This window comes from Pseudoalteromonas sp. Ld19, assembly GCF_045064135.1.
Lineage (GTDB): Bacteria > Pseudomonadota > Gammaproteobacteria > Enterobacterales > Alteromonadaceae > Pseudoalteromonas > Pseudoalteromonas aliena.
Window position 1 is genome coordinate 472,590 of sequence record NZ_JBISHA010000021.1, and the last position, 19,507, is coordinate 492,096.

Genomic DNA, 19,507 nt, shown 5'->3' on the forward strand with positions numbered 1-19,507 from the left:
ATAAAAATGAAAAAAATATTAACATCGGCAATTATATTACTTACAAGTATCAACCAAGCACATGCATTTAGCCAAGAAACCCATAAGCGGATTGTTATTGACGCTGTAAGTTATATGGAGCAAAACCCACAATCAACGCAATATGCGGCGCTGTCGCAATATGCTTTACAAAATAAAATGTCAGTTTCACAGCTGGCTGAGCTACTAGGGCAAGCAGCCTATGATGTTGATGATTTTGAAGATACTTTTTTATGTGGTGCCATTACGGGCTCTTGTGTCCAAGCTCCTCTTTGGGGCGCGGCTGAAAGCATTGTAAAATATACTAGCTATTGGCACTTTCAAAACCACACGCAAGGCGCTGATCAGCATGGTAATGATTTTGGCGGCTATAACTACGACAAACTCACTGTATGGGGCACCATTGATAGCTTAGCTGCGGCTTGGTTAAAAGGGGACTATTTAGATGATGGAAAGGGAAGAGAAACAGGCTGGTTTAATGCTGACTCTTCAAAATATAATAGTTATGACATTACTGAAGCTCATTACCGAATTGATAGTCAATCGGACTATAATATGTATGATGATTTTGAAAAAATTCCTTTTCAACCAATCGATAACTTAGGCCAATACTGGTTTCAAAGCTATTTAGACAGTGGTAATCCACAAGTACTGGGGTTTGTATTTCATACAACTGATTTACTTCAGCCGCATCACACATGGACAACTTCAGATTTAAATCACTCTAGCTGGGAAGGCTGGGTAAAGGATTATTATGATCAAGAACAACTCAATGATCCTAGCTTAATACGTCAAGCAATAAATACCTTTTCACCGTTAGATGAAGCCTCAACGGATGTACGTCCATTGCTAACCCAAGGCGGTTCTTTTTCGTACGCTCAAGGAGGTATTGTGCTTAATTCGAAAGATCATTACGATCGTGTCGATACCGCTAAACAAGTTATCCCTCATGCTATTGCAATGGTTGTACATTTATTAAATCATGCCATGGTTGCCCGCTAATGAGGTATTTCGCCTACCTATGTGTAGTAATGTTTGGGCTGCTTTACAGCAGCCAAGCATTTACGAGTGTTGAAAAGTACACACCCGCTGAAATACAGTTGATGCATCAAATATATCAACAGCAAAATAGTGACATTAGTCTTTCGCAAACACGTTATCGTTTATACGAGAACCAATTTTTGCTAAGTGAAGCACAGCGCCTAATGCCCGACAAGGTAGCGCGTTTGTCTGATGTAGGTTTTACCACCGGTTACCATGTAGAGCGCTACCTAAATAACCTTTTTATAAAGCAACTACATTTACCACCGACCATCGAAGCTTCTAATAATGTTAAACATTTTACGGCCAGCTGGCTTACGAACACATTAGGTGAATATCCTGCGAATGGACAATATTCTGAAACGCAAAAAAACACATTAAATTTAGTAAAACTTGAACATTTTGCGTTTCCTGCAATGTCTGTTTATGACTTCATTAAACCACTTTCTATGCAAATACGGTTTAGGTTGCATCAAGGCGATAACCAGTTATTTCAAGCAGAAATAGCTAAAAAGCATCAATATTTTATAAATTTAGAAAAAGCGACCAACGCATTTAAAGCAAAAGATATCAACATTGATAATTTAATAAGCATTGCTCAAGGTGACATATTGCGTCCTTCGATTCAAAGCTGGCTTGGCGTAAAAGACATGATGCATGGACAAAGCCCGATACTCGAACAATTAGAAAAACAAGTTTCTGAACAACAAATAAATCAGTATTACCAAGCAAATAAAAGTCGCTTCAAATATTTATATCAAATAACAGCCCAAGGTGCTGAATTTAAAAATAGAACTGACGCGGTTAAATTTAAGAATGAAGTGGCAAAGAGTACTTTCAAAGCGGCTTTAAGAGCGGCTAATATGAATGATATTTATAGTAAATTTGATAATAATATCAATCGAGAGCATAAAAAAGAGTGGGCAGTACAACTTGCATTTACTCAAAATGAAAATGAGCTTTCTGAAGTCATTCGTTCGCCAGCGGGATTATGGGTTGTGGTGTTAACTAATGACTATGAATATAGATATTTTGCAGCAACGGGCCAAACAGTTCGCTATCAAGCGATTAAATCTGTGGCGTTACAAAATGCTCATCAGCAATACCAGCAAAAGTGGGCTGCGTGGCACACACAAAATGAGATTAAGTTATGAAAATAAAGCTCACGGCACTCATCACAATATCTTTAGCCATTACCTTCATATACTACTTCTCTGGCTCCACCGAGCAGAAAAAAATGGTACTAGCGACTAAACAACCAACAGGTGAGCGACCTATAATAAAGCAAGCTGTACACACCGTAAAAAAAATTGAAGATGTACATCCTTCAAATATTAAAAAAAGCACCTTGGATGGGCATATTCAACAGGTAATTACTGAACCGAATTACTTACCCCCACTAAATAAAAGTAAACTAAGCAGTGTTCAATACAAGGGAGATTTAGACGATCATAAAGCCTACCAACAATTTCAACAAGAGAAGCAGCACGCACTAGAAAGTAGCTTTATCAGTGCTGTTAATACCAAAGTTACAACGTTAGAAAGCTTAATTGCTAAAGGGCGTAAACAAGGGATGAAGCAAGAGCAGCTTCAAGAAGCGATTGATAAAATCGCTCTGCTGAAAAAAACACAACAGAGTTTACTTAACCAAGATTAAGAGGGCGTTGTAGATTTAAATTCAATTGCATAAAAAAGCCGTCTCAAGTGAGACGGCTAAATAATCAAGGGAAACTAAGGTTAAACAGGGTTTATTTATCTTCGATTAAATGACCTTGCCCTATCTCTATTTTACGAGGTTTAAGTGCTTCTGGTATTTCACGCTGAAGCTCTATAGTAAGCAAACCGTTAGCTAAGTCGGCACCAAGCACTTTTACATGGTCGCCAAGCTGAAACTTACGTTCAAAGTTGCGCTCTGCGATACCTTGATGAATAAATTTACGCTCTTTGTCATCTTTATTGGCTTTAATACCAGCCACTTTCAATGTGTTGTTTTCTGACTCAATGGTCAATTCGTTATCACTAAAACCAGCAACGGCCATAGTAATCCTGTATCTGTCTTTATCGAGCGCTTCAATGTTATAAGGAGGAAAACTTGGCTGCTTGTCTGTACTTGCCGCCGCGTCCATAAGTGATGCTAAATGTTCGAAGCCGATGAATGAACGATAAAGTGGTGATAAGTCTACTGTACGCATAATAATATCCTCATATTTAAGCGATATTTTGCAAGTGCTTTTCCGTAGAACAAGCGCTAGCAAATATTATTTAATAATATAAATTTCAATTGTTTAAGTTTAATTTAGGACCCATCAGGCGCCCTACTAAACTATATATGGACGGTAAAAATGTTTTCAAGTAAAAAAATTAAATAATTTAAGAAATAAAAGACACGTATAATAAATACGTGTCCTAGGGCGTGTTGACCTTTGTGGATTGAAATTTGTTCAATCTAGGGACGATTTAATCGCGGCGCGAAGTTTGTAATCGAGTGGGCTCGGTAACTGCTCCTGCGTTACTCTAATGGCTTACATCCCTGTAAGAATAAGTAAAAATCGAGCAACAAAGAGTAAATTGCCCCTAGATCGAGCTCAAAGGGCAGCGCATGTTTGGCATTTATGCTGCGTTATCGCCTATTTATGGGGAGTAACCACACTACATAGGCTCTGCCTTGCCTAAATACCAAACAGCCTGCTGCAAAATCAATCACGAAAGGTCAACGCGCTCTAAGAGCTATTCAGTCAACGTGCCACGAATGGGGTAATCGTTTTCGCGAATAAACTTAATTCCCGAGAGTAAATCGTTTAAATCGGGTCTTGAGAATGGCGCATTTGACTTATCAACTATCTGAATTTGATCCTGCTCGTTAACAATAAAAATTGCCGGCTCTGCAAATGGATGATCGGTTTCATTTTCATTACGCGGCTCACTAATATACAAGCCAAGATCTGTCATCTGCACGAGCGAAAGACTACTGTACAATGGAAAATTCACTTCTAAATCTTTTAGGTGTTCCGTCAGTTGTTCGTGGCTGTCGCCACTAACCGCCGCAAGCTCAACACCGGCATCAATAAATTGGCCTTTCATTTTCGCTAATGCATTAAGTTGTTTAGTACACAATGGACAGTGCTTACCACGATAAATAACAATCATTTTCCATGGTAAATCTGTTTGTCTAACTGTAATATCAGCCTGCTTATTATCACTGTCTTTAACAACAAGTGCAGGTATTTTCATCGCTGGTTGTAGGTCGTTACTCATAATCATATTCTCCTTCGTAAAAGTTAAATATCGTTATTGCTTGCTAAGTAGAGCTTAGGGTTAAACTTATTAATTCAAGCATTAAAATGTAATCGAGCTTATTTTATTGGGGAGGAACACATGAAAATACGACGTAGTGCGTTTATAAATATAAGCTTGGCAATATTAGTCTTTTATTTAGTAAGTACTTTTAAAGAACGCAATTTGCTTCAAACGAATAATGCACCAGCGCCCTATTTTAATTTACCACTTTTAAACCAACCGACTGAAAGAATAAGCATTGCACAACTTGAAGGCAAAACCACTGTTGTCTATTTTTTTGCGCCATGGTGCACAATTTGTCGTTACAGCATGCCGAATCTAGAAGCAGCACTCGATAGCTCTAATATTAATGCAATTGGTATTGCATTTGATTATAAGAATGAGCAAGAAGTCGCTCACTTTGTTGATGAACTAAACCTCACTATGCCAATTGTATTAGGAGATAAACATACTCAAGCGAACTATAAAGTAAGTGCATTTCCAACTTATTACGTCATAAATGAAAAATTGCAGATCACTGCGCGTTCAATTGGCTACTCAAGTCAGCTAGGGATTGCAGCAAGAGCTTGGTAGGTACGTGGTCCATTGTGGCTTAAATTTTAGAATGCACAGCATCATAAAAATAGAACAACACAATCGGTTTTTTACGCTTTAAAATATTTTTTAATCATTTAAACTGAAAAAACTCAACTAAAGGAGAGCGTTATGCTTACTGTAATTTTTGGCCGCGAAGGTTGTCCATTTTGTGTACGTGCAAAAGACGTAGCAGAACAACTAGCAAATGAACGCGATGATTTTAAATTTCGTTATATCGATATTATAAAAGAAGGGATAAGCAAAGTTGATTTAGAAAAGTCAGCGGGTAAACCTTGCCCTACCGTACCACAAATTTTTGTAGACCAAAATCACATTGGCGGGTTTACCGAATTTGAAGCATATGCAAAAGAAAACTTAGGTTTGTACAAATAAGTTCTGTATTAAATATGTTAACCAGTTTAATAAAGTCTATATTAAACTGGTTAAATTTCGACCGCTTTCAAATACATATAAATTAGTTTCAATTTATACAAGCATTTGCCTCGCTAATCCTATATAATGCGCGCCTCTTTAAATTCGTTGAGGCGTATTAATGTCAGAACCAGTCACGTTTGAATCTCTAAATCTTTCTCCTGCAATTTTGAAGGCAGTTGAAGAGTTGGGTTACAAGACACCATCTGAAATCCAAGCTCAATGTATACCGTTATTGCTAGAAAGAAAGGACGTACTGGGACTAGCACAAACGGGTACAGGTAAAACCGCAGCATTTGCACTGCCGTTACTAAACAATATTGACCCGTCTGTGAAACAGCCACAGATCCTTGTACTCACACCAACACGTGAGCTTGCGATCCAAGTTGCTGAGGCATTTGAACAATATGCAAAAGGTACTCGTGGTGTTGAAGTATTAGCACTATACGGTGGCCAAAGTTACAGCATTCAGTTAAGCGCACTTCGTCGTGGCGCTCAAATCATCGTTGCTACACCTGGTCGATTAATCGATCACATTAACCGTGGCACAATCAAGTTTGATGCTCTACAAGCACTTGTACTTGATGAAGCCGATGAAATGTTACGTATGGGCTTTATCGATGATGTAGAAAACATCATGGAAAAAACACCGCGCGAAAAGCAAACATGTCTTTTCTCTGCGACTATGCCTAAGCAAATTCAAAACATCAGCAGCAAATATATGAACAACCCTGAACAGGTTCATATTTCTGCGCGTAACTCGACAGTATCATCTGTTGAGCAAGTGTTCTGGAATGCAAGCGTACACAAGAATAAAGCCATTGTTCGCTTTTTAGAAGCTGAGCAATATGAAGGCGCTATTGTTTTCGTTCGTACACGTAACGATACTGTACAACTTGCTGAATTATTAGAGCGCGAAGGTTTCTCTGCGGCTCCACTTAACGGTGACATGAACCAGCAAGCACGTGAACGCACTGTAGATCGTTTAAAAAGTGGCATGCTAAACATTGTTATTGCAACAGATGTAGCGGCACGTGGTCTAGATGTTGACCGTTTAAGCTTAGTTATCAACTACGATATTCCACAAGATTCTGAAGCCTACGTTCACCGTATCGGCCGTACAGGTCGTGCTGGTCGTACTGGTAAAGCAATTTTATTCGTAAAACATAACGAACGCTATTTACTTAAAAATATCATTCGTCATACGAAGTCTGAAATTGCACAAGTTGAATTACCAACTGCAAAAATTGTTGAAGAAAAACGTATCGAAGCGTTACAAGCAAAATTAACTATTGCGCTTGAAAACAAAGACATCACGTTCTTCAATGAAGTAGCTACTAACATGGCTGAAAAACTTGACCTTCCTCTTGAAAGCTTAGCGGGTGCGTTACTGTGTTTAGCACAGCAACAGTCGCCAATTAAAGTTGAAGAAGTTAAGATTCAACCTCGTGAACGTAACGAGCGTAACGACCGCAATCCACGTAACGATCGCGGTGACCGTGGACGTCGTAACGAGCGTGGTGGTGAACGCGCTGAGCGTAAACCTCGCGAACGTAACAGCCGTGATGCAGGCCCTATGGATACGTACCGTATCGAAGTAGGTCGTGAACATGGTGTTCAGGTTAAAAACATTGTTGGCGCTATCGCTAACGAAGCTGACATCTCAAGCAAGTTTATTGGTGATATTCGTCTGCACGATAATCACAGTACGGTTCAATTACCGCAAAACATGCCTAAAGATGTACTTGATCATTTCCAAAAAGTGTTTATTTGCAAACGCCCTATGGGCTTAACAATCACACAAGATCAAGGCCCTGCTGAACCACGCGGCGAACGCTCTGAGCGTCCAGCTGGTGATAAGAAACGCAGCTTTAACAAAGATGACAGCGCACGCGGTGATAAGCGTACCGGTCCTCGTAAAGAACGTCGCCCAGTAAGCTTCACAGCTAAATAAGCAACGACTCTTTAATAAAAAAACCTTGCCACGAAAGTGACAAGGTTTTTTTGTGTCTGTAACATGAGAAAACTAGTTAACCTCAACTCTGAATAATAAATCTCTTAACCAGAGTTCAGGTTAGTTAGAGGAAAAACTTAGAAGCTCGCTATTAAAATGGCTGCAGTAATAGGAATAAGCAGCTGTATTACTTTCAGGGAGAGATGTAAATAAATGAAACTTCTAACAAGCCAAATAACCCGAATGGTAGCCCTACTTCATAATAAAGGTTTTTTTCACATATACCTATATGCTGGATTATCGCCCAGCGGTTGTGATTGGCGCTATATAATTGGTCACACTAAAGATGGGCAGTGGCCAACTAACGATCTAATTACTTATGGTAGCATCAACTCTAGCAGCAAACTGACATGGTCTGAGAAGAATACAACTGAAGATTTATGCAATGACTTTATTAACTACTTCAAACTTGAAAAATATTCTCTTACAAAAGAGCAACTTCGATACATAGATTGGTACTCAACTGTTGTTAATTCACTAGCTGAGGATGAAGCAGTCATTTTTTATGCAGATTACCAAGCTAGTCATCAATATTTACTAAATAATGCGCCAAGCTTTGTAAAAAAATAATATTTTTGACAGTAAGGATCACTGATATGAAAAAATTATATGAATACCTAACAATCATAGCGCTACTAAGCCCTCTTATTTTATTCATGGCTATTCCAATTGTAATAGACTTTACAGACCCTCCATTTATTGCAAATAAAAAATATGACATTACTATTTTTTGGATTATCCCTATTATTTCAGGTGCATTATTTATCTATTTGAATATGCTTGTATTCAAAAAATATAAGCAATGCAGTAAATATAGAGAATCATTTAAGCATAATATTTCAGGAATAAAGAACCTAGCTTCATTTATTTTAGGCTATTTGGCAGCTCCATTTTTAATATATGCAATATTTTATATCTATTTAGCCCTTCCAATAAAGCTGTTTGCTTATTTCACTGAAAGTGATTATTGGTATAAAGAATATATCCTGACAGACGTTGAAGAGTGCGGCAGTAATTATGAAAATAGTTGTACACGTTTATCTTTTTTAGATCCTAAAACAAAGCAAATACACGAGCTCCGGTGGTATGAAGAGAAATCATCCATTACCAATAGTAAAGGGCACTATGTTTATGTAATCGGTGAAGCTAGCTATTTTGGTTATATTGTCAGAGGGCTAGAAAGGTAGCCATCATTGGTTTACAAAGTTAAAGCTTATAAAAAAGCCCTGTCATTTTCGTGGCAGGGCTAATATAAGCTCTTAATATTTATACTTTATTAAGGCGCTACTGCCGGATACACATAGCTGGCATCAAGACCTAGCGGGATACCGAGTGCCCAGTAGCCTAGCAAGAAGATACTCCAGCCAATCATAAAGGCGATTGAGTATGGCAGCATCAACGCAATGAGCGTGCCGATTCCAGTGCCTTTGACATACTTTTGGCAGTAAACAACAACTAGCGGAAAGTAAGGCATAAGCGGTGTAATGATATTAGAGCTTGAGTCTCCAACCCTATAAGCTGCTTGCGTTAGATCGGGTGAAATGCCCAACTGCATTAGCATCGGCACAAATACAGGACCTAGCAGCGCCCACTTAGCTGAGCTTGAGCCTACAAATAAGTTAACAAAGCCTGTTAAAAAGATGATGCCAACGACAGTTACAGCACTGGGTAATTCCATCGCTTTTAAAAGCTGTGCGCCTTCGATTGCCAGTAATGCACCTAAGTTTGATTTACTAAAAGCGGCAATAAATAACGAACAAAAGAACGCCATTACAATATAATACGCCATGCCGCTCATCGCTTTGCTCATAGCATCGATCATATCTTTGGTACTTTTAAATGTGCCGACTGTAAAGCCATATACAGCACCTGGGATCCAAAAGAGTAAAAAGATTAACGGAACAATTGATTGCATTAAAGGGGAGCTAAAATTGGTAAGCGATCCATCACTGCTACGCATTGCAGAATCTGCGGGGGCTGAAACAAACGCTAATAATGCAAGGCCTGCGATCATCACGCTACTTGCAATAAAAAAGGCGCGCTTTTCATCACTGCGTGCATCTTCAAATACAGGCAAGTCTTCTTCTGTGCCATCAACTTTAGTTTTTTGTAGGCGTGGTTCGATAATTTTATCGGTGATATACCAGCCTACTAATACGATAAATAAACTTGACGCTGAGGCAAATGCCCAGTTATTAAGCGGATTAATAGACATAGCAGGGTTAATAATTTGCGCTGCACTTTGCGTAAAGCTTTGCAGTAATGGATCAATTCCCGATGGAATAAAGTTAGCACCAAAACCACCACTTACACCCGCAAATGCCGCTGCAATACCTGCAAGTGGATGACGCCCTGCGGCATAGAAAATCACGCCCGCTAATGGGATAACCAATACATAACCTGCATCGGTTGCCGTGTGACTAACGATGGCCACTAAAATGATCGAAGGCGTTAATAACTTTTTAGGTGTTACTTTTAACATCAGTTTTAAGCCGGTATTAATAAAGCCAGAATGTTCGGCAACGCCCACACCAAGCATAGCCACTAACACTACGCCTAAAGGAGCAAACCCTGTAAAGGTTTTTACCATTGATGATAAAAAGGTCGCTAATGAGTCACTTGCTAGCATGTTATTAATTATAATGGCTTCGCCTGTACGGGGATCAATTGCGTCAAAACTTACGCCTGAAAACCACCACGATAAAAACCAGATCAATAACATAGCAAATAAAAATATAATTGCCGGGTCTGGAAGCTTATTCCCTATTCTTTCAACAAAATTTAAAAAACGCGCGACTAGCCCCGAAGGTAAGGCGCCCTGATTATTATTCATATTTGATTACTCATTAAAATTTATTTTGACAACAGTATCGCATTAAAACGCAACAGTAAATTAACATAACAATCTATTTTAGGGCCTTTAAAAGCAAAAAACACGACAGCGCTGAGCTAATCGTGTTTTTCTTTTATCGGTTTTGTTAAGCGAGTGCTTTTACTTCTTCCCACAAGCGTACAACTAATGCCTTGTCTTCCTCGTTAAGCTCACCATTGCGATAGGCTTTAACTAAGCTTTGCTCTACAGTTTCGTTTAGCTCATCAATACTAATTGTGAGTTTTTCTACTTCGGCATAGCCTACAGCAAGATCAAAGTGGCCTCGTAAATAACCGCCTGCAAATAACTCATCGTCGGTTGCTTTTATTACTAAGTCATCGAAGTACTGCTGAGCTGCATCGATATAGTTCACTAAACTCATTTATTAATCTCCTGGTTTTGCAAAGCATCCATTTCTTCAAGATGTTGGTGCCCTACTGCATACATAATATGATCGTTAAATCCGGTGGTTACTTTTATATAACCCGTTAATGTGTCATCAAGTTCGCCGTCGCCCGTATCGCAAATAAGCGGACGCCCATTTAGCGCCTGTAGTTTTGTTTTTGTTGCGACTACAATAATATTGTCTTTGCCTATTGCGCGTATAAGCGCAGGGCTCAATTGCTGATTACCACGGCCGAATATATGCCCTTGCCCGCCAATGAGCGTAATAACTAACTTAGTACTTTGCTGGTGAGTATATTGCAGTAATTGCGCAGCCGTTAAATCTTGGGCAACTAAGGTTTGATCTTTAATTAAATCCACGCCAAGCAACGTATTCTCAAGTCCCATTTCCTCCATTATCGCCTCAACCGTTGAGCCGCTACCCATAATATAAAATGTGTCTTCATCCATTTGTGATACAACATGCGCAGCAATGTCGGCAAGCACGAGCTCGTCGGTTTCTTTACCGCCATTTTTAACCGCTTGCATATAACGTACTTCACTTGGGGTTTGCATTTCGCCGTAGCGCTTTGCTTTTACTGTGCCTTGTCTAAAGGCATCTTCATCGATATCCATTACATCGGCATCAGCTAAAGTAACTAACTCACCTTTAACCAGCATTTCGACTACGCGCCCTGCAGCTTTTGGTGTAATAGCGTACACACCAGAGTGGATTTTGCAGCCTGCGGGAATGCCAAGTACAGGCACAGTGTCTTCTATTGCATGGCAAATATTACGTGCTGTACCGTCACCTCCGGCAAATAAAACTAAATCAACACCACAGTCTTTAAGTACTTTTGCTGCTTGTTCTGTGTCATCTGGGGTTGTTATTGCAGAAGTGTTGTACACAACCTCTGCATTAAAGCCTAAGGCTTTGGCTGCTTTCTCACCCATGTCACCGTTAACAGTGTAAATAGTCAGGCGCTCTTTATAAGGTAATAGCACTTCAAGCGCTGCTTTTGTGCGGCTATTGGCTTTTGGCTCTGCGCCTAGCTCAATAGCTCTGGCAGCAGTTTGTGCGCCATCACTGCCTTTTAAAGCAACCGTGCCACCTAAACCCGCGACTGGATTTACAATTAAGCCTAATTTAAACGCCATTACAAAGCTCCTTTGGGTGTTGCCAATTAAATTGCTGTGCAGTTAATGGCCACGGTGTGTTGTAAAAATGAGAGAGCGCTTTTAAAAGTGACTCGGTACGAGAGTTAAAACCGTTTTTAATCAAGGTAAGCACTCGTTGATGCACGCGCTGCTGAAAATCAAACCGACACGTTTGTTCGCCGTTTAAGTTATCTACCGACACATTAAAATTAAACCCTGCTGCGGTACTTAATAACCACTCGATGGCTTGGGGCTTTACTTCAACGTTTTCAAAATCAGCTTGTTGTTGTTTATCACGCCCATCGGGGCAATACCAATAGCCGTAATCCTCTGATAAACGCCGTTCATTACCCGCCACCAGCCAGTGTGCTATTTCATGCAATGCACTGGCGTAAAAACCATGGGCAAATACGACTTGGTGATAGAGCACATAATCTGTTGCCGGTAAATACACAGGCTCGCTGTCGCCTTTTATCAACCGAGTATTATAAGTTTGATAAAAAGTGCGTTCAAAAATTGAAATTAGATCAGCTATTTGATGCATAAAGTTAGGCTAACTCGTCTCGGTTACAGCGCTACATAGCGCACTAAAAACGAGACGAATTGTACGGGCTTTTACAACTAAAGTAAAAATAAGGCGTGATAGTAAAATATGAGTAGGCTAACCATTCACTTTATTGATATTTTTAATAATACCTAAACAGTAAAGAGTCTTTGCAAGCGCTTTATGTTCTGTTTTTTCACTGACAGTTTTATTGGCTGCATTTGCTAACATATCGTATCGTTTACGAAGAGTAAGTATATATCTGGCATGCTTACGACATCCAAAACAATGAGTACAGTGCGAATCGACCCAAAACCCAAGTACCTCAAACCAATACTGCTGCTCTTGAGCAAAAAAAATAAATGCCTTAGAGCAAGCCCCGCACTGCACCTCTATATCAACATAGAGTGTTCGGGGGTAAATGGCATAATTTTGCTTTTCTATATCTGCCAATATTACCGTATTAGGAAAATATTTAAGGCTTGAGTAATGCCAGTGTGCTCGCTCAATCGCTTCTACCGCCATTGAAATATTGGTAACTATGGGCTTATTACCATACCTAGGGTGATCAAGGTACATACATTTACCTGTTATAAGTTAATAGCTTACATTTTTAAAAGCGAACTAAATAAAAGTAAGCCAATGCGAAATATACGATACATAATTGTTATCTATAAGTAGTTTATGCACTTAAATAACTGAGCTTTCATTACCGTGCGCTTTTAACTGCTTCGCTATATGCTTTTTTAATAAATGCGTGTTTCGTGTATTTGCTTTAAAAAACGCATCAAAAATATCACCAAAAAATGGCACTAAACCGCCCACAAAGTCTATAAGCATATTGATAATCATCTTAGTCTTTATACGCTTACTCACACCTAAACGCTGCGCTTCGATAAGCACATAGCTTGATAAAATTAGCCCTGCGGCATCACCTATAACAGGGATTAAACCAATCACAGCTTCCAAACCTATATTAAATTTAGTAAAAGGAATGCCAATGCTGCTATCTGTAAAGTGAGAAAACTTTTCTAAACGTTTAATAGCTGTTTCATATTCATAATGTACGACTGAAGGTTGATTGTTTATTCGCATAATAACTGTCTTGTCATTTTTAAAGTTAATACTAATCATTGTAAGGTCTGACTAATTAAATAGCTCAATAAATAAAACCTCAACAGTATTAGCACTTGAAAAAGTTATACTATACACATAAAGTTCAGTTTAGAATCTAGTACAAAAAAACCTTAATATTAATTCACCACTCCGTGAAAATAGGTATTCTCTACTTAACATGTATATTCTTGTCGGTTAAAATTCAGAAAGTTACGCAAGGGTTACCTATGAGTAACTCAAGTTTGAGCTTCAACTTCGACTCGTGATCTTGTTTATTATTGCATGTGTCATTATTTTCCCAGCCATTAGTCAAGGAGAGGATATGTTTAGCTGGTTCAGAAAGAAAAAAGAAGTATTTTTAAGCCCTGAAGTCAATGGTGTTGTTACAGACAATGGCACACCAATTGCCAACTTAGAAATCATTCGCTCATTAATCTACATAGATGAAAAAGTCCACCGAGATACTGCAAACACAGATCAAAATGGACGTTTTCGCTTTCCCAAAAAAACGATTCTTTCCTCAATACCAAATAAGCTAATAGTTGAAAACCGTGTTTCGCAAGAAATCTTTATTGAAAGCGAAAGCACTTTAATTCCATTATGGGTTGCAAATCAATCATCAATTATAGAAATTCCCGAGTATAGTCAAAAATTAGCATTCCTAGAGTGTGAATTAACTAATAAACGCGTTACTTTTGAATTTAAAAAAAATAATAACGAACATTTAAATTATGTAGCATCGAGTATTTGTCGTTGGGAAACAGACTATATGCCATTTTTGTTATATGACGGAGATAGGGAATATAGAATTAATAATGGTGATTTTAATAACTTAACTGAACGTAACATCAAGGAAGATTAACATGGAAAAAGTCCAAGCAGTATTACTGCCAAGCATTGCAGCGAGTGCCGCAGCAAGGGTTTACGATATTAGAAGCTCAACAAGTTTTAGCGGTATTTTCCACCCAACATTTAGAGACAACTTCAAAATCACCAACAACCAAATAAAAGGCGTTAGTGGCGGTTTAATTAACCAACCCGCACCACAGGTTTCGCTTTAACTGCAGAAGGTGCATTACCACAATTTAAAGGCCAACTTATTATTGGTATACGTAGTACCGTAATACTTCCTGTGCTGATTGGTTCAAAGATCTAAAAGAAAACCGTAAAAACTTAGAAATACACTCAGGATTTAATAAACTTTTACTAGCTTGAAGTTCAGCTAATTTTTTGTTCAAGCCAAAAGACTAAGTCATATCTAACTCTTGTTTTTAAATAATATTAAAATGTTACAGTTTTTTGAACACTACCCTTTACACAGTTTTTAATCTCAATTAATATTTAGTAAAAATATGCAAGGATTGCCTATGAATAAATCTAGCTATAGCCCTCGATTCATTATCTTATTCATTCTTGTTTGTCTTATTATTTTCCCAGCCATTAGTCAAGGAGAAGATATGTTTAGCTGGTTCAGAAAGAAAAAAGAAGTATTTTTAAGCCCTGAAGTCAATGGTATTGTTACAGAAAAGGGCGCACCAATTGTCAACTTAGAAATAATACGATCATTAATGTATTTAGATGAGATTGACCGTCGTGACACTGCAATTACCGATGAAGATGGGCGCTTTCATTTTCCAAAAAAAACAATTTTTTCCTCAATTCCGAATAAACTTATCGTTGAAAACCGTATTTCCCAAGAAATTTTTATCCGAAATGATGATAATAAAATTGAGCTCTGGAGTGCTAATCAGTCTGGTATTAAAGAAATACCTGAATATACCAACAAATTAGCATTCATAAATTGCGAAGTAACAAATAAATTAGTCAGGTTTGAGTTCAAAAATTACAATAATGAGCATTTAAATAGAATAGCCTCCAGTATTTGTAGATGGGAAGATGACTATATACCAACACATATCATAGAGAACGGAGAGATAAAGTACAAAATACATGATGGAGATTTCAATAAGATTACAGAGCTTTTTACAGGGAAGGAGGTTGAGTTATGAATAATAAGTTGTCACCCAACACAGCTGCGAGCGTTGCCGCAAGAGTATATGATATAAGAAAAAGTAACAGTTATAAAAGAGAGTTTAACATAGATTTTATTGAAAACTTTAAAATCACCAACAACCAAATAAAAGGTGTTAGCGGTGGCTTAATCAATCAACTGCTAAACCGCACGACAGGTTTCGCTTTGACTGCAGAAGGTGCATCACAACAATTTAAAGGCCACCATATTATTGGTATACGTGGCACCGTTTTTACCTCCTGCGCCGACTGGCTAACAAACTTAAATGTAGCCATTACCCACGGCCCTAAAAATTTAGAAGTGCATTCTGGCTTTGAGAAAGCCTTTACCAGCATGAAGCCGATGTTTGAAAGTTATGTCAAGCAGCATAAACCTAAGTGTTTGCACCTTGTTGGTCATAGCTTAGGTGGTGCTATAGCACAGCTCACTGCAATTTGGGCAAGTGAGCAAGGTATTCCCACTAATTTATATACGTTTGGTGCGCCGAGGGTTGTATTAAACCAGTTTGTTCATTCTGCAGCGTACAATATAGGCCAGTACCGCGTAACGCACGGCGCAGATCCGGTACCCTGCGTACCAGCTTGGCCATTTAGTCATACTTCAAGCGAATATCAGACAGCGATGAATGAAGGATCTTTTTTTAGTATTGGTGCACACTCGATGGAAGAAAATACACCAGGTTATGTTAATACTGTGGCTGCTTATAAAGACTACGCAAGCATGGAAAGCTCAATAAAGCCTCTTCACTACAATCACACTGTGTTAAAGTATGAGCAGCGCTTTAATGTTACGTTTTCAGCTGCCTGCCAACGAATAATTACCAATGGCTTAATTACCTTTTTAAAGAAAACAGGACAATACGCCTTTATCTCTGCACAGGCAGGTGTAGCTGTTGGGTTAACTTTTTATGATATTTTAGCCCGCTGCCTATTTGAATCAGTGGTTAAATTTGTAGAGCTTACAGAGGAGTTAAAGGGATTAATTGGGCATATGCTCGCGTTTGTTGGTAAAGCGACATATGAAGTCAAAGAGCTTACAGCTCAATTTATCCGTTGGGTATTAGGTTTAATGGTCAAAAAGCTATACTTGGTGGCAAAACATGCCATTGACCGTATTTAAGCTTATTGTTAAATTTTCTCCAATCAAAAACGCGGCAAAATCAGAGCCGCGTTTTGAGTTTTATATTTCTTACTAAATCAAACCAAGTTAATCAATCGAACCTTTAATTGGCCCATGTTCGTGGTTTACATGTGGGTTTTGACCGCGTTGACGCAGTAAATGGTCCATTAATGTAATAGCCATCATTGCCTCAGCAATCGGGATTGCACGAATGCCCACACACGGATCATGACGACCTTTGGTGATCATCTCTACCGCTTCGTTGCTCGTATTAATACTGTTGCCAGGAATAGTAATGCTCGAGGTTGGTTTAAGCGCAATAGAAGCAATAATATCTTGCCCTGTCGAAATCCCCGCAAGTACACCACCGGCGTGGTTTGATGTAAAACCTTCAGGGGTTAACTCATCACGATGCTCAGAGCCTTTTTGCTCAACCACATCAAAGCCATCACCAATTTCCACGCCTTTAACTGCGTTAATACTCATTAAGGAGTGTGCAAGTTCGGCGTCAAGGCGGTCAAATACTGGCTCACCTAGACCTACCGGTACGTTGCTTGCCACTACTTTTACTTTAGCGCCAACTGAGTCACCTTGCTTTTTAAGGTCGCGCATATATTCGTCAAGCGCTTCAAGCTTACTTGCATCAGGGAAGAAGAATAAGTTATTTTCAACTTCATCCCAATCAAACGTTTCAGCCTTAATAGGACCTAGCTGGCTTAAGCATGCTTTAACTTCAATACCATGAAATTGCTTTAAATATTTTTTAGCGATAGCCCCTGCTGCGACTCGGATTGCGGTTTCGCGTGCAGATGAACGCCCACCACCGCGATAGTCGCGCAAGCCGTACTTATGCCAATATGTGTAATCGCCATGACCAGGGCGAAATACATCTTTAATTTTGCCGTAATCTTGCGAACGTTGATCGGTGTTTTCAATTAATAAACCAATGCTAGTACCTGTGGTTTTACCTTCAAAAACGCCTGCTAATATTTTTATTTGATCGCTTTCACGGCGCTGCGTTGTATAACGGCTTTGGCCTGGTTTTCGGCGATCTAAATCAATTTGTAAGTCGGCCTCTGTGATTTCAAGACCTGCGGGAGTACCATCAACAACGCCGCCTAATGCAACGCCGTGGCTCTCACCAAAGGTGGACACTTTAAATAACTGTCCAATGCTATTACCTGCCATTAACTTTCCTCATTCCTAATGACTACCAATAGCCAAGCACAGGGCTTGGCTATTCATTTTTTACTTATTTTGCAAAATACTCATCTAGCTGCTTTTTACTAATTACAAATACACCTAAGCCGCCTTGTTCGAATTCAATCCATTCGAACGGCGCATCCGGATACAGTGCGTCCATATGTACCATAGAGTTACCAACCTCTACAAATAACAAACCGTTATCAGTTAGATGCTCACTCGCTTCGCTTAATATAGTACGCGTTACGTCTAAACCATCGTGGCCTGATGCAAGGCCAAGCTCTGGCTCATGATGAAACTCGCGTGGCAAGTCAGCCATATCTTCTGCATCAACATACGGAGGGTTTGCCACTATTAGATCGTATTTTTGACCTGGTACACCACTAAATACATCAGACTGAATAGGTAACACGCGCTCAGTTAACATGTAATCGTTAATGTTAATGTCTGTTACTTCAAGCGCTTCATACGATATATCTACCGCATCAACTTGTGCTTGCTCAAAGGCTTGTGCAAGTGCGATTGCGATACAACCCGAACCCGTACATAAATCTAATATACGGTTAACCGATTGTGGTTCTTCAAGCCAAGGTGTAAAGCGGTTACTAATAAGCTCAGCAAACGGTGAGCGAGGAATAAGTACACGCTCATCTACATAAAATGGCATACCTGCAAACCATGCAATGTTTGTTAAGTAAGGTACTGGTGTGCAGTCGTTAATACGTTCTGCGATAAGGCCCGCAAGTCGGTTTTTTTCTGTACTTGTTAAACGTGCATGCATTAATTCTTTTGGCGCATCAACGGGCAAGCTAAGCGCAGGCAGTAATAAGCTTACAGCTTCATCCCATGCGTTATCTGTGCCGTGACCAAAAAATATACTACTACTTGCAAATTGGCTTGTAGTCCAACGTAACCAGTCATGTAAAGTTGACAGTTCTGCAACGGCTTCTTCGAGTGTTGCTTCTTCTATTTGTAAATCGCTCATATATTTTACCTGTATTAGCTTACTGACTGTTTTGAGTCTTTAAGACGATTGCATTGCCTATCTGCGCTGGGCAAATTACAATTGCCCCTCATTTAAGTATTGTACCGCCTTTTGCGCTGCGTTTTTACGTTTTTTTGTTTAGGTAAAAAGTTATGAAAAAAGACATTCCATCCCATTCGTCCCTAAGCAATGACGACATAAGCTTATTTCGTCAAACGATCACAGGCGCTAAAGTATTTAAACAAGATACTCATCGTTTTGATACAAAACCTAAGGTGTCACAAGCTAAGCAATTTGCCCAGCAAAAAAAGCAGGCTCAGTCTGAATTTTTTTTCTCAGACGTTTATATTCCCGATATAGATACCCACGGCACGGTCAAATATGTAAAACCAGGCCAAGATACCTTCCTAGCTAAACAGCTTCGCCGTGGTGACTTTGCACCTGATTTGACCCTAGATTTACATGGTTTAAATAAAGAACTTGCTAAAGATGAACTCGCAGGGCTCATTCACGAGTGCAAAAAGCAGCATTACTATTGTGCATGTGTAGTGCATGGTATTGGCGGCGGCGTACTAAAGCACAAAGTGCCTCAGTATTTAGTACAACACCCCGATGTAATAGCCATGCATCAAGCCCCCCTTGAATATGGCGGCAGAGGCGCTGTACTTATTTTAATTAATTTACCGCAAAGTGATGAATTTAGACGTTAATTTATC

General features: G+C 39.1%; 23 protein-coding genes. 13 read left to right on the top strand and 10 right to left on the bottom strand.

The features are described from left to right. The first annotated feature begins 6 nt into the window (after positions 1 to 6). Genes ACJJVZ_RS14080 through ACJJVZ_RS14090 form a run of 3 tightly spaced genes read left to right on the top strand, consistent with a single transcriptional unit; the run spans position 7 to position 2,716 of the window. The gene (locus tag ACJJVZ_RS14080; protein WP_405601341.1) at positions 7 to 1,020 is read left to right on the top strand and encodes a phospholipase; all 1,014 of its coding nucleotides are present in this window, start codon (positions 7 to 9) and stop codon (positions 1,018 to 1,020) included. Positions 1,021 to 1,049: 29 nt separating this feature from the next. Next, positions 1,050 to 2,213, top strand: a complete 1,164-nt coding sequence (locus ACJJVZ_RS14085) for a peptidyl-prolyl cis-trans isomerase (RefSeq protein WP_405601344.1) — start codon at positions 1,050 to 1,052, stop codon at positions 2,211 to 2,213. Then, positions 2,210 to 2,716 (top strand): hypothetical protein, encoded by a 507-nt coding sequence (locus ACJJVZ_RS14090; protein WP_259398989.1) that lies wholly within the window; start codon positions 2,210 to 2,212, stop codon positions 2,714 to 2,716. The genes ACJJVZ_RS14085 and ACJJVZ_RS14090 overlap by 4 nt, the downstream gene beginning before the upstream one ends. A gap of 91 nt (positions 2,717 to 2,807) precedes the next feature. Here the strand turns inward: ACJJVZ_RS14090 and ACJJVZ_RS14095 are convergent, their stop codons facing one another. Both ACJJVZ_RS14095 and ACJJVZ_RS14100 read right to left on the bottom strand, forming a co-directional pair. Next, positions 2,808 to 3,251 carry an Hsp20 family protein gene (locus tag ACJJVZ_RS14095; protein ID WP_182701275.1) on the bottom strand — a complete coding sequence of 148 codons (444 nt, stop codon included), beginning with the start codon at positions 3,249 to 3,251 and terminating at the stop codon, positions 2,808 to 2,810. Positions 3,252 to 3,786: 535 nt separating this feature from the next. Next, on the bottom strand, positions 3,787 to 4,314 hold the full coding sequence (locus ACJJVZ_RS14100) for a redoxin domain-containing protein (protein ID WP_182701274.1): 528 nt from the start codon (positions 4,312 to 4,314) through the stop codon (positions 3,787 to 3,789). 120 nt (positions 4,315 to 4,434) lie between these two features. Here ACJJVZ_RS14100 and ACJJVZ_RS14105 point away from each other — a divergent pair, with 120 nt between their 5' ends. The 5 genes from ACJJVZ_RS14105 to ACJJVZ_RS14125 all read left to right on the top strand — a co-directional run bounded on the left by ACJJVZ_RS14105 (position 4,435) and on the right by ACJJVZ_RS14125 (position 8,565). Further along, complete coding sequence (locus tag ACJJVZ_RS14105; protein ID WP_405601347.1) at positions 4,435 to 4,929, top strand: TlpA family protein disulfide reductase; 495 nt, start codon at positions 4,435 to 4,437, stop codon at positions 4,927 to 4,929. A gap of 132 nt (positions 4,930 to 5,061) precedes the next feature. After that, on the top strand, positions 5,062 to 5,325 hold the full coding sequence (locus ACJJVZ_RS14110; RefSeq protein WP_077538500.1) for a GrxA family glutaredoxin: 264 nt from the start codon (positions 5,062 to 5,064) through the stop codon (positions 5,323 to 5,325). Positions 5,326 to 5,485: 160 nt separating this feature from the next. Next, positions 5,486 to 7,318, top strand: coding sequence for a DEAD/DEAH box helicase (locus ACJJVZ_RS14115; protein WP_405601350.1), 1,833 nt, complete (start codon positions 5,486 to 5,488; stop codon positions 7,316 to 7,318). 213 nt (positions 7,319 to 7,531) lie between these two features. Beyond that, on the top strand, positions 7,532 to 7,948 hold the full coding sequence (locus ACJJVZ_RS14120) for a hypothetical protein (protein WP_405601352.1): 417 nt from the start codon (positions 7,532 to 7,534) through the stop codon (positions 7,946 to 7,948). A 26-nt stretch (positions 7,949 to 7,974) separates the two neighbouring features. Next, positions 7,975 to 8,565 (top strand): hypothetical protein, encoded by a 591-nt coding sequence (locus ACJJVZ_RS14125; RefSeq protein ID WP_405601354.1) that lies wholly within the window; start codon positions 7,975 to 7,977, stop codon positions 8,563 to 8,565. Between the two features lie 89 nt (positions 8,566 to 8,654). Here the strand turns inward: ACJJVZ_RS14125 and ACJJVZ_RS14130 are convergent, their stop codons facing one another. The 6 genes from ACJJVZ_RS14130 to ACJJVZ_RS14155 all read right to left on the bottom strand — a co-directional run bounded on the left by ACJJVZ_RS14130 (position 8,655) and on the right by ACJJVZ_RS14155 (position 13,431). Then, positions 8,655 to 10,211: an AbgT family transporter gene (locus tag ACJJVZ_RS14130; RefSeq protein WP_182701268.1), complete on the bottom strand. Its 1,557-nt coding sequence runs from the start codon at positions 10,209 to 10,211 to the stop codon at positions 8,655 to 8,657. Between the two features lie 145 nt (positions 10,212 to 10,356). After that, positions 10,357 to 10,632, bottom strand: a complete 276-nt coding sequence (locus ACJJVZ_RS14135) for a YfcL family protein (protein ID WP_077538508.1) — start codon at positions 10,630 to 10,632, stop codon at positions 10,357 to 10,359. Continuing rightward, complete coding sequence (locus ACJJVZ_RS14140) at positions 10,629 to 11,792, bottom strand: ATP-NAD kinase family protein (protein WP_182701267.1); 1,164 nt, start codon at positions 11,790 to 11,792, stop codon at positions 10,629 to 10,631. The genes ACJJVZ_RS14135 and ACJJVZ_RS14140 overlap by 4 nt, the downstream gene beginning before the upstream one ends. Beyond that, positions 11,782 to 12,336 (bottom strand): elongation factor P hydroxylase, encoded by a 555-nt coding sequence (locus ACJJVZ_RS14145; RefSeq protein ID WP_138586258.1) that lies wholly within the window; start codon positions 12,334 to 12,336, stop codon positions 11,782 to 11,784. The genes ACJJVZ_RS14140 and ACJJVZ_RS14145 overlap by 11 nt, the downstream gene beginning before the upstream one ends. Positions 12,337 to 12,453: 117 nt before the next feature. Continuing rightward, entirely contained in the window at positions 12,454 to 12,915 is a 462-nt protein-coding gene (locus tag ACJJVZ_RS14150) for a zinc-ribbon domain containing protein (protein WP_405601357.1), read from the bottom strand. Between the two features lie 111 nt (positions 12,916 to 13,026). Beyond that, positions 13,027 to 13,431 carry a DUF4112 domain-containing protein gene (locus tag ACJJVZ_RS14155; protein WP_405601360.1) on the bottom strand — a complete coding sequence of 135 codons (405 nt, stop codon included), beginning with the start codon at positions 13,429 to 13,431 and terminating at the stop codon, positions 13,027 to 13,029. 343 nt (positions 13,432 to 13,774) lie between these two features. On the opposite strand from ACJJVZ_RS14155, the gene ACJJVZ_RS14160 reads away from it, so the two are divergent. From ACJJVZ_RS14160 to ACJJVZ_RS14175, 4 genes are all read left to right on the top strand, one after another. Beyond that, complete coding sequence (locus ACJJVZ_RS14160; protein WP_405601363.1) at positions 13,775 to 14,314, top strand: DUF6795 domain-containing protein; 540 nt, start codon at positions 13,775 to 13,777, stop codon at positions 14,312 to 14,314. A gap of 1 nt (position 14,315) precedes the next feature. Beyond that, complete coding sequence (locus tag ACJJVZ_RS14165) at positions 14,316 to 14,513, top strand: hypothetical protein (RefSeq protein WP_193155716.1); 198 nt, start codon at positions 14,316 to 14,318, stop codon at positions 14,511 to 14,513. A gap of 306 nt (positions 14,514 to 14,819) precedes the next feature. Next, positions 14,820 to 15,461 (top strand): DUF6795 domain-containing protein, encoded by a 642-nt coding sequence (locus tag ACJJVZ_RS14170; protein WP_405601365.1) that lies wholly within the window; start codon positions 14,820 to 14,822, stop codon positions 15,459 to 15,461. Next, positions 15,458 to 16,603 carry a lipase family protein gene (locus ACJJVZ_RS14175; protein WP_193155718.1) on the top strand — a complete coding sequence of 382 codons (1,146 nt, stop codon included), beginning with the start codon at positions 15,458 to 15,460 and terminating at the stop codon, positions 16,601 to 16,603. The genes ACJJVZ_RS14170 and ACJJVZ_RS14175 overlap by 4 nt, the downstream gene beginning before the upstream one ends. Positions 16,604 to 16,690: 87 nt before the next feature. Here the strand turns inward: ACJJVZ_RS14175 and aroC are convergent, their stop codons facing one another. After that, complete coding sequence (gene aroC / locus ACJJVZ_RS14180) at positions 16,691 to 17,791, bottom strand: chorismate synthase (protein WP_138586253.1); 1,101 nt, start codon at positions 17,789 to 17,791, stop codon at positions 16,691 to 16,693. Positions 17,792 to 17,855: 64 nt separating this feature from the next. After that, positions 17,856 to 18,791, bottom strand: a complete 936-nt coding sequence (prmB, locus tag ACJJVZ_RS14185; RefSeq protein WP_182701261.1) for a 50S ribosomal protein L3 N(5)-glutamine methyltransferase — start codon at positions 18,789 to 18,791, stop codon at positions 17,856 to 17,858. Positions 18,792 to 18,943: 152 nt separating this feature from the next. Here prmB and smrB point away from each other — a divergent pair, with 152 nt between their 5' ends. Then, complete coding sequence (gene smrB, locus ACJJVZ_RS14190; protein WP_138586251.1) at positions 18,944 to 19,501, top strand: endonuclease SmrB; 558 nt, start codon at positions 18,944 to 18,946, stop codon at positions 19,499 to 19,501. Positions 19,502 to 19,507 lie beyond the last annotated feature (6 nt).